Here is a 15,547-nt window from a genome sequence, read left to right as displayed (position 1 = left end):
GGTAGCGCCAATAACTTTTAGCTAGAAAATATGTTTTTTTGATATAAAAAAAGTGCAGTCAAAAATTTGAGTGTTTTCTGACCGCATTTTGTCGTAAGTTATCTTAGTGTTAAGGGCAGGGTTTACTCACCATAATTTCAATTACTTGGCGATCGATGTGGTGCATACTCTTCGAAGCAATTGAGCATAGATTGTCGATAGTACGATCGAGATCATGTTCAACGATACCTTCATTGCCCGTCACATGGGTTTCATCCATTGCCATGAGAACTGATTTATAGCCAGAAGCCACGCTGGTGGACACTTTCATTGCACAGCTATTCGATGCGCCATCGCAGATAATGCCACTGATATCGCCGATCATGCTGCAAATCCCCATGCTCACTGTTTCGAATTTACCTGTAAGTAAATAAGCGATACCTGCACAGCTTCCCATTGATGCGGTTGTTACTGCGCAAAGCGCAGAGAGTTTGGGTAATTTACTGTGGATATAAATGGCCATTAAGTGTGATAAGAATAGTGCACGGAGACGTTTTTCTTCACTCACGTTTAAATAATCGGCGACCACAACCACAGGCATAGTGGCGGCAATACCTTGGTTACCAGAACCTGAATTACTCATTGCTGGCAATGTCGCCCCCCCCATACGGGCATCGGAGGCTGCGGTAGTTTCGATTATAATTTTGCTGAGTAAATCATCTGACATTAAGCCACTACCAACTTGTTTGCGTAGCGTTCTGCCAATGTGTAAGCCGTAATTTTCCCGTAATCCTTCGTTAGATAGCGCTCGATTGAGTGTGGCAGCTTGTCCGATAAAGTGGATTTTATCGAGCTCAACTTCACAAGAAAATTCAAAAATTTCACGTGCGCTCACCTGCTTGAAAATATCATAAGGGTCGCAATCAGCGCATTCATCCTGTTCTTTCTCAAAAACAACTTCGCCATTTTTTTCAATCAAAATGATATTGGTGTGTTGATCTTGAATCGCTACTTTCACTCGGTCATTATCCGCAAACAACACAGCTTCCGAATATAAAATATGCTCGGTTTTATGAATATCCACATTAACGAGTTTTTTATCAAGCATCGCCTTGGCTTGGGAAACTTGCTCTGGTGTGATGTGTTTTAATACTTCCAACTCACCCTCAGGATCACCGCCTAAAGCACCAATCGCCGCGGCAATAGGTAAGCCCACCATGCCAGTTCCCGGTACTGCAACACCCAATCCATTTTTCATTAAGTTTGGTGACACCTTGGCTTCAATACGCTCTGGTGTTTTGCCTAAATATTTAGCCGCCGTTGCAGATGCAAGTGCTAGAGAAATTGGCTCTGTACATCCAAGTGCGGGGACAACATCTCGTTCTACAATTTGAATTAATGGTTTTTCGATTTCGTTGAGTCTTTCTTGATTCATAAAATTCTTTTTAAATACTGTCTTCTTTCTCTATGACTAATATACGCGCTTCGCCTTGTGGATGAGCTACATGTTCGGTACCGATACTCGCATAAAAAATATCACCCGTATGGAGCAATACGGCTTTCTCTTGGCCATTTTCTTTGTAGCGCATTTCGACCGTACCATTCATCACTGCAAAGACTTCTTCACCGTCATTGATATGCCATTTGTAAGGTTTATCTGTCCAGTGAAGACGCACGGAAATACCATTCATATTGGTAATATCAAGGGCTCCCCAGGCGCCTTCTGCCGTAAAGTGGTGACTTTGAATAACTTTATTCATGGCTAAATTCCTTAGTGCGCTTCATCCCAATTTTGTCCAACACCCACTTCCACAATCAATGGAACAACTAATTCAGCTGCGGCTTCCATGTGTTGTTTAATTTGTTCACGGAAAAACGCGACTTTTTCTGACCGCACTTCAAACACTAATTCATCGTGTACTTGCATAATCATTTCAATATCGGGATCGTGATGGATTACTTCATCAAGTTTAATCATCGCTCTTTTAATAATATCCGCAGCGGTGCCTTGCATCGGTGCATTAATTGCTACACGTTCAGCCCCCTTACGACGCATTGCGTTGCTAGAATTAATATCAGGTAAATATAAACGGCGACCAAATAGCGTTTCCACATAGCCTTGAGCTTTCGCTTTTTCTCGGATATCGGTCATAAATTGCTGTACGCAAGGGTAGCGTTGGAAATATAAATCCATGTATTTTTGTGCATCAGGACGGGAAATACCCAGTTGGCGTGAAAGTCCAAACGCGGACATTCCATAAATTAAGCCGAAATTAATTGCTTTAGCATTGCGACGTTGCTCGCTGGTGACTTCATCTAATGATACACCGAAGATTTCAGCTGCCGTAGAGCGATGAATATCTTTGCCTTGAGAGAAAGCGTTAATTAAACCTTGATCACCCGAAAGATGCGCCATAATGCGTAACTCAATTTGAGAATAGTCAGCGGCGACAATAGAATAACCTTCACGTGCGATAAATGCTTGTCGAATACGACGACCTTCTTCATTCCGAATTGGAATATTTTGTAGGTTTGGATCGCTAGATGATAAACGCCCTGTCGCCGTGACCGCTTGATGATAAGAGGTATGCACTCGGCCTGTTTGTAAGTTGACCATTTGAGGCAGTTTATCCGTGTAAGTGGATTTGAGTTTGCTCAAACCACGATGTTCGACCAAAATTTTTGGTAATTCGTGGCTATAGGCTAATTCTTCCAATACTTCTTCATTCGTTGATGGCGCACCTTTTGGCGTTTTTTGTAAAACAGGTAGTTTAAGTTTATCGAACAAAATTTCTTGTAATTGTTTGGTGGAGGCCAAATTAAATGGCTGACCTGCTAATGCGTAAGCTTGTTCCTCAAGTGCGGTTAATCTTGTGGCAATTTCGTTAGATTGTATAAAGAGGGCATCACTATCAATCAAAACCCCCGTCCGTTCCATGCGAGAAAGCACATGAAGTAATGGTAATTCCATTGTTTTATATAATTCAACAAGCGTTGGTTCTTCTTGCAGTTTCAACCACAGCACTTGCTGTAATTTCATGGTCATATCAGCATCTTCTGCCGCGTATTCTGTGGCTTGTTCTAATGGAATTTGATTAAACGTAAGCTGGCCTTTCCCTTTTCCTGCGATGCTTTCAAATGCGATAGTCTCATGCCCTAAATAACGTTTAGCTAAATCGTCCATATTATGACGACCCGTACTATTTAGCGTATAAGAAAGCAGCATCGTATCAAATTCAACACCTTGTAATTCAATGCCATGACGGGCAAAAATACTTTCATCAAATTTAATATTTTGTCCAATTTTGTGAATGTCAGGATTTTCTAAAATTGGTTTGATAGCCGCAAGTGCGGTCGATTTTTCGAGTGTTTTTGGTGCATCCAAATAATCTAATTGCAATGGTAAATAAGCTGCTTCGCCATTTTCAAGACCAAAAGAGATACCTACTAAATTTGCAGACATATAATCAAGACTGTCTGTTTCAGTATCAACTGCAATGAGTTTTGCTGCATTGAGTTTTTCAATCCAGCGCGTTAAATCTGTTTGAGTGAGCAAGGTTTCATATTTTGTACGATCGATTTGAATTTTAGGCTCATTCTCCATCGCACTATTTCCCACCGAATTTTGAGCTAGTGATGTCGCCTGATACTGGTTCATTTTCGTAGGCTGTTCAGTGGTTTGGGTAATCGAATCCGCGCCATTCATCACTTCATTAAGCCAGCGTTTAAATTCGTAGCGAGCAAAATATTCAATAAGTTGATCGTTTTTGCTTTCTCCAAGCAACAATTCATCTGTTGTTACGTTAAGTTCAACATCTGTTTTGATGGTTGCTAATGTATAAGAAAGATCGGCATTAGTTTTTTCTGCCAATAATTTTTCACCTAGTTTTTTCGCACCACGAATTGGTAATTCTGCTACTTTCTCAAGATTGGCATAAATTTCAGCCATACTTCCGATGCCTTGTAGTAAACCAAGAGCGGTTTTTTCGCCCACGCCAGTAACGCCCGGAATGTTATCTGCACTATCGCCCATGAGTGCTAGATAATCAATAATGAGTTCAGGTGGAATACCGTATTTTTCAATCACGCCCTCGCGATCCAATAAGCTATTATTCATGGTGTTGATGAGCATAATATTGTCATCAACTAACTGTGCCATATCTTTATCGCCAGTACTAATGAGCACTTTTTTACCCAAACGCGATGCTTGTAGTGCGAGAGTGCCGATCACATCATCAGCTTCAACCCCTTCCACCACTAAAAGCGGAATCCCCAGTGCACGAATCATATCGTGCAAAGGCTGAATTTGTTTGCGCAAATCATCAGGCATTGGTGGGCGGTGAGATTTATACTGTTCAAACATTTCATCACGAAATGTTTTCCCTTTTGCATCAAAAACAACTGCTATATGAGTGGGCTGTACTTGTGAGATGAGGCTTTTTAACATATTTAAAACGCCATACATCGCACCTGTTGGCTCACCTGCGGCATTGGTTAAAGGAGGAAAAGCATGAAATGCACGATATAAATAAGAAGAACCATCCACTAGCACAAGCGGATTTGCTACAATTTGGGCCATAAAAATCTCGTTTTAAACTGAAAAATGCGGGCATTATAGCGTAATTTATGGTGATGAGCGAACGGCGGATTCAATGTAAAATTTGTGACGAACGTTTTTTGCTATGGCATAATATCAGCCACTCAAATATTTAATTTAAGGAAATCAAATGTCGTTAAAATTGGTCGAAATTTTAGTTTTGGGTCAGGTCTTGCGTTTAAACGTGCCCGTTGAACAAGAAGAATTACTGCGCCAAGCTGCGCGTAATCTAGATATATTGGTTTCCGAAATGAAAGAAAAGACAGGCATTATTCAGCTTGATCGTGTGCTTTCGATAGTGGCGCTCAATTTGAGTTTTGAATTAACACAAGAAAAGAATAAAACACTACAAATAGAAGATGTGTTAAGAACGAAAATCCAGCAACTGGATCATTCTTTAGGAAGTGTTCGGGTATTAAAAGAATAAAATCAGTGATTAATTGTGATTTAAGTGTGGCTGAAAATTTAATGATTTTCAGCCGTTTTTTATAGCGTTAGACACGCTTGTATAGTCCATTTTCATTCAAAATTAAATCTTGTAATTCAAGATCTAGTAATTGTACGAGTAAAACATCCACGCTGAGTCCAAATTCTTCGGCTAAATTATCAATGCTCACAGGAGTGTAACCGATACGCGAGTAAAGTTTCGGGTGACTTGGTGCTTCTACTAATCGCCGAGGATCGGGTGGAGGTGTGTAATTAGGCACTGCGATCTGATCAAAATCGATTTCAGTTTGGCTATGGATAGAATGTTGGTAGAGCGTTTCCAAAATATCCTTTGCATTTTCCACCAACATTGCGCCTTGTTTAATGAGACGATTACAACCTTGGCTAAATTCACTTTGAATATTGCCTGGGACAGCAAAAACCTCTCGGTTTTGTTCCAATGCATACCGAGCAGTAATCAGAGAGCCACTTTTTTCTGTGGCTTCAACTACTAATGTCCCAACCGAAAGCCCGCTAATAATCCTATTACGACGAGGGAAATTTGTTGCAATTGGTGCTTGGTTTGGTAAAAACTCAGAAACTAATGTACCGTTGTTTTGTAAAATGAGTTCTGAAAGTTTTCGGTGCTTTACGGGATAAATTTGTTCTAATCCGCTTCCTAAAACGGCAATGGTTTGTCCTTGAATATCAACAACTGCTTGATGGCAATGCCCATCTATTCCCAATGCCAGTCCACTGGTAATCGTAAAGCCTGCCAATGATAGTTCCGTAGCAAAATATTTAGCCCAATATTCACCATAAGCCGTGCAGTAGCGACTTCCCACCATGGCAATTTGACGTTGTGAAAGTGCGGTCAAATTTCCTTTTACAAATAGCAGAGGGGGAAAGCTCGCTATCTGTTTCAATAGAAAGGGGTAAAAAGGGGAAAAATAATTCACCAAATGATTTCCCTCTTTTTGTGACCACTCTAGCGCTGGCTCAATAAATTTTGTTTCAGGCTTGAACCAACGACGAATTTGAATGGCTCCCCATCCCATTTGTCGAAAAGCAACATCATCATAATTGAGCAACTCATCTAGCGTAATATTGGATAAAATTTTATCAATGCCCACTCCGCCAAGTTTAGGGACTTGCATTAGTCGGAGTAGCGTGTAAGTAATATCGTGCATGCTTTTTCCTTTTTGATTTGAAAATTTAGTATGGAAAAAACGAGTGAAAGAAACGATTAACTTGAAAGCATTTTGCGATATAGATCGCAAAAATTCTTTTTGATGAGTAAAAAATTGCAAAATTTTTCTTATTTTGAAAATATAAAAAATTCAATAATAAAAATTTGCTGATTGTAATAGGCTTGGTTGAATATTCTTTTTATTTTGAATTTATTAGTTAAATGTATATTTTATGTTGTGTTGAAATAATTTTTTTTGATATAAAACGCTAAAAAATAGTTTGACAGCCAGTTTTTTATTCGTAATATGAAAAGCGTTTTACACAGAAGGATTTTTATTTATGTCTCGTATTGTTTCTTTATCTCTCAACCTGCTGCTCTCACATTTTGTGTGCGGCTAAGTTGTGGATAAAAAATAGTCAGATGTAAATACCCAATTTTAAACCCGCACTTTATAAGCTGCGGGTTTTTTGTCTAAAAAATACAGGAAAACGCACCGCACTTTTGGAGTGATTTCAGAAGAACTTTTAGTAAGGACATTGTTATGACAGATCGCGTTATTATTTTTGATACGACTTTGCGTGATGGGGAACAGGCATTAAAAGCAAGTTTGACGGTAAAAGAGAAATTACAGATTGCTTTAGCACTTGAACGTTTAGGTGTGGATGTAATGGAAGTGGGGTTCCCTGTTTCTTCTCAAGGGGATTTTGAGTCTGTTCAAACTATTGCGCGCCATATCAAAAACTCTCGTGTTGCCGCATTATCTCGAGCTGTAGATAAAGACATTGATGCCGCATACGAGGCATTGAAAGTCGCTGAAGCATTCCGTATTCATACTTTTATTGCAAGTTCTGCATTGCATGTTGAAGCGAAATTAAAACGTTCTTTTGATGATGTGGTAGGAATGGCTGTTGCAGCAGTGAAACGCGCTCGTAATTATACGGATGATGTTGAGTTCTCTTGCGAAGATGCCGGCCGTACAGGTATTGATAATATCTGCCGAATTGTAGAAGCTGCCATTAATGCTGGTGCAACAACGGTTAATATTCCCGATACAGTAGGTTTCTGCTTACCAAATGAATATGGCAACATCATTGCTCAGGTGCGCAATCGCGTGCCGAATATCGACAAAGCCGTGATTTCTGTGCATTGCCACAATGACTTAGGTATGGCAACCGCTAATTCTTTAACCGCAGTACAAAATGGTGCGCGCCAAATTGAATGTACTATCAACGGTATCGGCGAGCGTGCAGGCAATACTGCCTTGGAAGAAGTTGTGATGGCAATGAAAGTTCGCCAAGAATTTATGGGCGTAGATACTCGTATCAATACTCAAGAAATTCACCGTGTTAGTCAAATGGTTAGCCAACTTTGCAATATGCCGATTCAACCGAATAAAGCCATTGTAGGATCAAATGCTTTTGCTCATTCTTCTGGCATCCATCAAGATGGTATGTTGAAAAACAAAAATACCTACGAAATTATGTCTCCAGAAACGATCGGTTTGAAAAAAGAAAAATTGAATTTAACCGCTCGTTCCGGCCGTGCAGCAGTTAAGGGCCACATGACCGACATGGGCTACACAGAGCAAGATTACGATTTGGATAAATTGTACGATGCCTTCTTGAAATTAGCGGACAAAAAAGGCCAAGTGTTCGATTACGACTTGGAAGCCTTGGCGTTTATTGATATGCAGCAAGGGGATGAAGATCGTTTGGTATTAGATAAACTTTCTGCTCATTCAACGAAAGAATATCCAGCAACAGCCTTTGTTCAATTGAAGTTGGATGGCGAAAAATTAAGTACGTCTTCAATTGGCGGCAATGGCCCAGTGGATGCGGTTTACAACGCCATCTTAAATTTAACTGGCTTAGAAATCAAAATGTCTCACTATAACTTAACCGCTAAAGGCGAGGGGGCAGAAGCATTAGGGCAAGTGGATATTGTCGTTGAACACGAAGGGCGTAAATTCCATGGTGTTGGTTTAGCAACAGACATCGTTGAATCTTCTGCACTTGCTTTAGTCCACGCGATCAATGCGATTTATCGAGCGCATAAAGTCGCCGATATTAAAAGCCACAAACATCATTAACCCAATTCCCCTCTTTATAAAAGAGGGGAGAAAATATGAAAAAATTAACCGCACTTTAGTGTGAAATAAATAGGAAAAATAGTATGCAATCATACAACATCGCTGTTCTACCAGGAGACGGTATCGGTCCGGAAGTAATGGCTGAAGCCATTAAAGTATTAAACAAAGTCCAAGAAAAATTCGGTTTTAAACTTAACTTTAAGGAGTTTTTTGTTGGGGGAGCGGCCATTGATCATTGTGGTTGTCCATTACCAGCAGAAACTTTAAAAGGCTGTGATGAAGCGGATGCGATTTTGTTTGGTTCTGTGGGTGGCCCTAAATGGACAAATTTACCACCAGATCAACAACCGGAACGCGGTGCATTATTACCATTGCGTAAACATTTCAAATTATTCTGCAATCTTCGTCCTGCAACTCTTTATAAAGGATTAGAAAAATTTTGCCCATTACGTGCAGATATTGCTGCAAAAGGTTTTGATATGGTAGTGGTTCGCGAATTAACGGGAGGAATTTATTTCGGTCAGCCTAAAGGCCGTGAAGGTGAAGGTGAACAAACTAAAGCATTCGATACTGAAGTTTATTACAAATATGAAATCGAACGCATTGCACGTGCGGCTTTTGATGCAGCAATGAAACGTCGTAAACATGTGACTTCTGTGGATAAAGCCAACGTATTACAAGCGTCAATCTTATGGCGTGAAACTGTGACAGAAGTGGCGAAGGATTACCCTGAAGTCACCTTAGATCATATTTATATCGACAATGCGACCATGCAGTTAATTAAAGCTCCTGAATCTTTCGATGTACTCCTCTGCTCTAACATTTTCGGTGATATTATTTCTGATGAAGCCGCGATGATCACAGGTTCTATGGGGATGTTGCCATCTGCTAGCTTAAATGAAGAAGGTTTCGGCTTATATGAGCCTGCTGGCGGTTCTGCACCAGATATTGCAGGCAAAGGCATTGCTAACCCAATCGCACAAATTCTTTCTGCTGCAATGATGTTACGTTACAGTTTCAACTTAAATGAAGCAGCGGATGCCATTGAAAATGCGGTACAGCAAGTCTTAGCAAATGGTCACCGTACGGGTGATTTAGCCGATGACTCTACACCTGTTTCAACTGCGGAAATGGGCACATTGATTGCTGACGCAATCTAATAAAAAACAATGAAAGTGCGGTTCAAAAATATCTCGGATTTTAACCGCACTTACCCTAACAAAAGCCTCTAACGAATTGAGAAATATTATGGCAAAAACACTTTACGAAAAATTATTTGATTCGCACATTGTGTATGAAGCAGAGGGCGAAACGCCGATTTTGTATATCAACCGTCACTTAATCCATGAAGTGACTAGTCCGCAAGCCTTTGATGGTTTACGTGTTGCGGGGCGCCAAGTACGCCAAGTGAATAAAACTTTCGGTACCATGGATCACAGCATTTCTACTCAAGTACGCGATGTGAACAAACTTGAAGGTCAAGCTAAAATTCAAGTGTTAGAACTTGATAAAAATACCAAAGCGACGGGTATCAAATTATTTGATATGACAACGAAAGAGCAGGGAATCGTACATGTGATGGGGCCTGAGCAAGGCTTAACTTTGCCAGGTATGACTATAGTCTGCGGTGACTCCCATACAGCTACTCACGGTGCTTTCGGTGCTTTAGCATTTGGTATTGGCACTTCTGAAGTGGAACACGTATTAGCCACTCAAACACTAAAACAAGCACGTGCGAAAAATATGAAAATTGAAGTACGTGGCAAAGTGGCACCAGGCATTACCGCAAAAGACATTATTCTTGCCATTATCGGTAAAACTACCATGGCAGGCGGTACAGGCCATGTGGTGGAATTCTGTGGTGAAGCGATTCGTGACCTTTCTATGGAAGGCCGTATGACCGTATGTAATATGGCAATTGAAATGGGTGCAAAAGCCGGTTTAATTGCACCCGATGAAACCACTTTCAAATACTTAAAAGATCGTCCACACGCGCCTAAAGGCAAAGATTGGGATGATGCCGTTGCTTATTGGAAAACCTTAAAATCTGACGATGATGCACAATTTGACACAGTGGTAACGCTAGAAGCAAAAGACATCGCACCACAAGTCACTTGGGGGACAAACCCAGGGCAGGTGATTTCTGTGAATGAAACCGTACCAAATCCGCAAGAAATGGAAGATCCTGTACAGCGTGCTTCGGCGGAAAAAGCTTTACATTATATTGGCTTAGAAGCTGGTACTGATTTAAAAGAGGTTAAAATCGATCAAGTATTTATTGGATCTTGCACCAACTCGCGCATTGAAGATTTACGCGCAGCAGCGGCAGTGATGAAAGGTCGTAAAAAAGCTGACAATGTAAAACGCATTTTAGTGGTGCCAGGTTCCGGTTTAGTGAAAGAACAAGCGGAAAAAGAAGGCTTGGATAAAATCTTTATTGAGGCAGGTGCTGAATGGCGTAATCCAGGCTGCTCAATGTGCTTAGGAATGAACGATGACCGTTTAGGTGAATGGGAACGTTGTGCTTCTACTTCAAATCGTAACTTTGAAGGTCGCCAAGGCCGTAATGGACGAACTCACTTGGTGAGCCCTGCGATGGCAGCGGCTGCGGGAATGTTCGGTAAATTCGTTGATATTCGTGACGTAACATTAAACTAAGGAGCAGAAAATGGCAGGATTTAAACAACTTTCAGGCCTAGTAGTGCCATTGGATGCGGCAAACGTGGATACTGATGCGATTATTCCAAAACAATTTTTACAAGCCATTACCCGCGTGGGTTTCGGTAAACACTTATTCCATGAATGGCGTTATTTGGATGTAGAAGGCACCAAGCCAAACCCTGATTTCGTATTGAATTATCCACAATATCAAGGCGCGACCATTTTATTAGCACGTAAAAACCTAGGCTGTGGTTCGTCTCGTGAACATGCACCTTGGGCATTAGCCGATTACGGTTTCAAAGTAATGATCGCACCAAGTTTTGCGGATATTTTCTACAACAACAGCTTAAATAACCACATGTTACCGATTCGTTTAAGCGAAGAAGAAGTAGAAGAAATTTTCCAATGGGTGTGGGCAAATGAAGGCAAACAAATCCATGTGGATTTAGAAGCGATGACCGTAACCGTAGGTGACAAAGTCTATCACTTTGAACTGGATGAATTCCGCCGTCATTGTTTGTTAAACGGCTTGGATAATATTGGTTTAACCCTTCAACACGAAGACAAAATCTCAGAATACGAGAAAAACATCCCAGCGTTCTTGCGCTAAAAAGATAAAAGTGCGGTGATTTTTCACCGTACTTTTTGATCTAATCTAACGTTTTAATGATTCCATTATCGACTGAAAACATTTTTCTGTTTTCGACTTGCATCTCTTTTAATTGTTCTTGAGTAATGGCTGTAACAAACACTTGTGAACCGCTTTGTTGTAATCGTTCTGCTAATAATGCTCGCTTATATTGATCCAATTCCGATGCAAAATCATCGATTAAAAAAATACAATGGCGTTGCTTTTCTTTCATTAAATGCTCGCCTTGAGCCAGTCTCAATGCGCACATTAAAAGTTTAAGTTGTCCACGAGAAAGTACATCTTCCACTGGCAATCCTTGCGCTTTGAAACGAAAATCAGCTTTTTGAGGTCCAGAAAATGTGTAATTTAAGGCACGATCTCGTTCAAAATTTTGCTCAAGAACCTCTGCGTAATCTGTATTTTTTTCCCATCCTTGATGAAAGCTGACATTAATTTCTAATTCAGGGAGGAAAAGTTGGCAAGTTTGCTCGATTTCAGGGCGTAGTGCTTCTGCATAGTCGGCACGCCATTGACTCACTTGATGAGCGAGTTTGGCAAGCTCGACATCCCAAACTTTAATAGCGGAGTAGGGCTGATTTTGTGCAAGCGCTGCATTTCTTTGTTTGAGTAATCGATTAAGGTTGCTCCAGGCTGCATAAAAACTTGTTTGATGGTGAAACAGTCCCCAATCCAAAAATGCTCGACGATAACTTGGCCCACCATTCAGTAAGGTTAAGCCTTCTGGGGTGATTAATTGCATTGGTAAAAGATGAGCAAGATCGGAAATTTTATTTCCATCTTCACCGTTAATTTTTACTAACGTGTTGCCTTGACGAAGTTTTTGTAATCCCACTGACCATTGATGTTGGCTTTCTTGGATTTGTCCAAATAAGGTAAAGCGAGGTTCGTCGTAAGAAATGATGCGATTTGTTACCGCACTTTTGAATGAGCGTCCGTGACCAAGATAAAAAATCGCTTCTAATAGGCTTGTTTTCCCGCTGCCATTGTTGCCGACCAAAAAGTTAAAGCCGGGATCAAAATCAAGATCCACGGCTGTTAAGTTACGAAATTTTTCGACCAGTAAGCGCGAAATCGCCATATTATAAACGCATTGGCATAATTACATATTCGCTACTGTTGTCTTCACAGTTTTCGATTAAGCAACTAGAAGAGGCATCAGTTAGGCGCATGCGAACTTGATTGCATTTAAGCGCATTTAGCACATCAAGAATATAGGTGACATTAAAACCGACTTCTAATTCTTCGCCATTGTAATTGACATCGACAATTTCTTCCGCTTCTTCATGTTCGGTGTTGGAGGCAGTAATTTTTAGTTGGTTTTCGCTTAAGTTTAAACGCACGCTACGCACGCGCTCATTCGATAAGATTGATGCGCGAACAAAGGCTTGTTTAAGAATTTCCCAGCTGCCTTCGACAATTTTCGTTGCATTACGAGGCAACACTCGGCGATAGTCAGGGAAACGACCATCAATTAATTTTGATGTAAATACAATGTTTTTTAAATGGATACGTAAATTGTTGGTACCGATTTGTAAACGTGCAGGCTCATCGCTTGTTTCTAATAAACGAACAAGTTCTAACACACCTTTACGCGGTAAAATCACAGAATGATTTTGTAATTCTTGTTCAAGTGAGATAGTACAGACCGCAAGTCTATGGCCATCTGTTGCCACAGTACGCAATAAATTGCCTTCTGTTTCAAACTTCATGCCATTTAAAAAATAGCGGGCATCTTGATTTGCCATGGAAAATTGAGTGGCTTCAATTAAACGGCGCAAGGTATTTTGCGGTAGTTCAAAATCTACTTCAGACTGCCAATCCGTGAGATTGGGATATTCTTCGGCAGGTTGGGTTGTCAGCGTAAAACGGCTACGCCCAGACTGCAATAATGCACGATCTTCTTCAAAAGTAACAGTGATTTCTGAATCATCAGATAAAGTGCGGCAAATATCTAAGAATTTTTTTGCTGGAATTGTGAAGGTGCCATTTTTAGAAGACGATGAAAGCTGAGTTTGGCTCGATAATTCTACTTCCAAATCTGTGCCTGTGATAGTCAATCGATTATCTTCAATTTGCAACAACACATTGTTTAACACAGGAATGTTTGGACGATTACTCAATACGCCACATACTTGTTGCAACGGTTTTAATAAATTTTCTCTTGAAATACTAAATTGCATTGCGTTCTCCTTTTATGCGGACAAAGTGCGGATTAAATTCGCCCAATCTTCTTGAATGCTATTATCTTGCTCGCGGAATTTAGGTACTTCGCGGCAAGCGTTTAATACGGTTGTGTGATCTCGGTCAAAGGCACGACCGATTTCAGGTAAACTTCGGTTTGTTAATTCTTTTGCTAATGCCATTGCAATTTGGCGAGGACGAGTCACTGAACGGGCACGACTTTTTGATTTTAAATCTGAAACCTTAATTCGATAATATTCAGCCACCACTTTTTGAATATTTTCAATGGTAACCAGACGTTCTTGCAGAGCCAAAATATCTTTTAAGGTGTCACGCACGAAATCAATATCAATGTCGCCACCTTTGAAGTCTTGCATTGCTTTCACGCGATTTAACGCCCCTTCGAGTTCACGCACGTTGGTACGCAAGCGTTGAGCAATGAAGAAAGCGACTTCTTCTGGCAAGTTCATATTATGCTCTTCCGCCTTTTTCAATAAAATCGCTACACGCGTTTCAAGATCGGGCGGCTCAATGGCTGTTGTTAAGCCCCAGCCAAAACGTGATTTTAAACGTTCTTCAATTTTTTCAATTTCTTTTGGATAACGATCTGATGTTAAGATAATTTGACGACCAGTTTCAAATAAGTTATTGAATATATGGAAGAATTCTTCTTGAGTTTTTTCTTTTTCAGCGAAAAATTGAATATCATCCACTAAAAGCGCATCGAGAGAACGATAGAATTTTTTAAACTGATCCATTTTATTGTCACGCACGGCTTTTACCATATGTTGCATAAAGTTATTTGCGTGAATATAAAGCACACGCGCATTTGGTTTATTAGCTAAAATGCCGTTGCCAATCGCGTGTAACAAGTGGGTTTTCCCTAAACCTGTACCACCATATAAAAAGAAGGGGTTGGCCGAAGGTTCGCCTGGCGCTTGAGCAAGTTTTTGACCGACTGCGCGTGCGAGTTGGTTCGATTTACCTTCAACAAAGTTATCAAATAAGTGTTTAGTATTTAGATGAGATTCAAATTTTACTGAAGCACTAGATTCAGCTTGAAAATCTACCGCACTTTCTGTTTTAGGATTGCCACTTGGTGCACTTTCCACAACTTTAGGTGCAGGTTTAACCCCTTCTTTTAAAGAAATGCGAAGTTCAGGATTTTGTGCAAGTGTTTGACAAATTTGCTGGATTTGTGCGAGATAATGAGTTTCTACCCAACCTTTCACAAACATATTAGAAGCATATAAAACAATGTGGTTATCCGCCACCACATCAGCCTGTAAAGGACGAAGCCAAGTGCTAAGATCGCTGGCTGAAACTTGATCTTGAAGTTGTAACAGGCAACTTTGCCAAAGATTTGAGAGATTCACAAAAGGATCCTTGTTGTTTTTGTAATAGAGAAAAGTGCGGTAAAAATTGGTGGAGATTTTACAATAAATGCGTGGAAAGATCTTCTAAAAAATCGGCTTGAGATTTATACAAAAATCCGTATAATCCCCCCGATTTTGGAAGTCCGAGAGTTTTTCCCGAAAAATTTCCGTTTCTTATTTGACGAATGCGTATTTTATGATTAAAATTGCGCTCTATTTTTATTAACTCATAATCTGGATTTAGGTAGATTACAATGAAACGTACATTTCAACCTTCTGTATTAAAACGTAGTCGTACTCACGGTTTCCGTGCTCGTATGGCAACTAAAAATGGCCGTCAAGTTTTAGCGCGTCGTCGTGCTAAAGGTCGTAAAAGTTTATCTGCATAATCACC

At 40.3% G+C, this 15,547-nt stretch carries 13 protein-coding genes; 6 read left to right on the top strand and 7 right to left on the bottom strand.

Going from position 1 to position 15,547, the window contains the following annotated elements; translation table 11 throughout:
* Positions 1 to 109 precede the first annotated feature (109 nt).
* From KP713_RS03610 to polA, 3 genes are read right to left on the bottom strand one after another with little or no spacing between them, the layout of a single operon-like run.
* Positions 110 to 1,414 (bottom strand): L-cysteine desulfidase family protein, encoded by a 1,305-nt coding sequence (locus KP713_RS03610; RefSeq protein WP_140527326.1) that lies wholly within the window; start codon positions 1,412 to 1,414, stop codon positions 110 to 112.
* A 10-nt stretch (positions 1,415 to 1,424) separates the two neighbouring features.
* Entirely contained in the window at positions 1,425 to 1,739 is a 315-nt protein-coding gene (locus KP713_RS03605; RefSeq protein ID WP_140527325.1) for a cupin domain-containing protein, read from the bottom strand.
* A gap of 11 nt (positions 1,740 to 1,750) precedes the next feature.
* Entirely contained in the window at positions 1,751 to 4,558 is a 2,808-nt protein-coding gene (gene polA / locus KP713_RS03600) for a DNA polymerase I (RefSeq protein ID WP_215769881.1), read from the bottom strand.
* A gap of 148 nt (positions 4,559 to 4,706) precedes the next feature.
* Here polA and KP713_RS03595 point away from each other — a divergent pair, with 148 nt between their 5' ends.
* Entirely contained in the window at positions 4,707 to 5,003 is a 297-nt protein-coding gene (locus KP713_RS03595) for a cell division protein ZapA (protein ID WP_140527323.1), read from the top strand.
* A 67-nt stretch (positions 5,004 to 5,070) separates the two neighbouring features.
* On the opposite strand, the gene dprA is transcribed toward KP713_RS03595, so the two are convergent.
* Positions 5,071 to 6,192 (bottom strand): DNA-processing protein DprA, encoded by a 1,122-nt coding sequence (dprA, locus tag KP713_RS03590; RefSeq protein ID WP_215769880.1) that lies wholly within the window; start codon positions 6,190 to 6,192, stop codon positions 5,071 to 5,073.
* Between the two features lie 543 nt (positions 6,193 to 6,735).
* On the opposite strand from dprA, the gene leuA reads away from it, so the two are divergent.
* The 4 genes from leuA to leuD all read left to right on the top strand — a co-directional run bounded on the left by leuA (position 6,736) and on the right by leuD (position 11,554).
* Positions 6,736 to 8,283, top strand: coding sequence for a 2-isopropylmalate synthase (leuA, locus tag KP713_RS03585; protein ID WP_046938745.1), 1,548 nt, complete (start codon positions 6,736 to 6,738; stop codon positions 8,281 to 8,283).
* An 83-nt stretch (positions 8,284 to 8,366) separates the two neighbouring features.
* Complete coding sequence (gene leuB / locus KP713_RS03580; RefSeq protein WP_215769879.1) at positions 8,367 to 9,443, top strand: 3-isopropylmalate dehydrogenase; 1,077 nt, start codon at positions 8,367 to 8,369, stop codon at positions 9,441 to 9,443.
* Between the two features lie 88 nt (positions 9,444 to 9,531).
* Positions 9,532 to 10,941 carry a 3-isopropylmalate dehydratase large subunit gene (gene leuC, locus KP713_RS03575; RefSeq protein ID WP_215769878.1) on the top strand — a complete coding sequence of 470 codons (1,410 nt, stop codon included), beginning with the start codon at positions 9,532 to 9,534 and terminating at the stop codon, positions 10,939 to 10,941.
* Positions 10,942 to 10,951: 10 nt separating this feature from the next.
* Positions 10,952 to 11,554 carry a 3-isopropylmalate dehydratase small subunit gene (leuD, locus tag KP713_RS03570; RefSeq protein WP_048954267.1) on the top strand — a complete coding sequence of 201 codons (603 nt, stop codon included), beginning with the start codon at positions 10,952 to 10,954 and terminating at the stop codon, positions 11,552 to 11,554.
* Between the two features lie 40 nt (positions 11,555 to 11,594).
* Here leuD and recF read toward each other — a convergent pair whose 3' ends face one another.
* The 3 genes from recF to dnaA are packed head-to-tail and all read right to left on the bottom strand — an operon-like array spanning position 11,595 to position 15,153.
* Entirely contained in the window at positions 11,595 to 12,674 is a 1,080-nt protein-coding gene (gene recF / locus KP713_RS03565; protein WP_215769877.1) for a DNA replication/repair protein RecF, read from the bottom strand.
* Position 12,675: 1 nt separating this feature from the next.
* Positions 12,676 to 13,776 carry a DNA polymerase III subunit beta gene (dnaN, locus tag KP713_RS03560; protein ID WP_215769876.1) on the bottom strand — a complete coding sequence of 367 codons (1,101 nt, stop codon included), beginning with the start codon at positions 13,774 to 13,776 and terminating at the stop codon, positions 12,676 to 12,678.
* Between the two features lie 12 nt (positions 13,777 to 13,788).
* Complete coding sequence (gene dnaA / locus KP713_RS03555; RefSeq protein WP_005645860.1) at positions 13,789 to 15,153, bottom strand: chromosomal replication initiator protein DnaA; 1,365 nt, start codon at positions 15,151 to 15,153, stop codon at positions 13,789 to 13,791.
* Between the two features lie 254 nt (positions 15,154 to 15,407).
* Between dnaA and rpmH the strand changes: the two genes are divergently transcribed.
* On the top strand, positions 15,408 to 15,542 hold the full coding sequence (gene rpmH / locus KP713_RS03550) for a 50S ribosomal protein L34 (RefSeq protein ID WP_005539760.1): 135 nt from the start codon (positions 15,408 to 15,410) through the stop codon (positions 15,540 to 15,542).
* Positions 15,543 to 15,547: the final 5 nt, after the last annotated feature.

The sequence above is a fragment of the Haemophilus sp. SZY H36 genome (assembly GCF_018829625.1).
In the GTDB taxonomy this organism is placed as follows: domain Bacteria; phylum Pseudomonadota; class Gammaproteobacteria; order Enterobacterales; family Pasteurellaceae; genus Haemophilus; species Haemophilus haemolyticus_K.
Note: the sequence above shows the minus strand (reverse complement) of the source record. Positions and strands in the feature narration are given on the sequence as shown.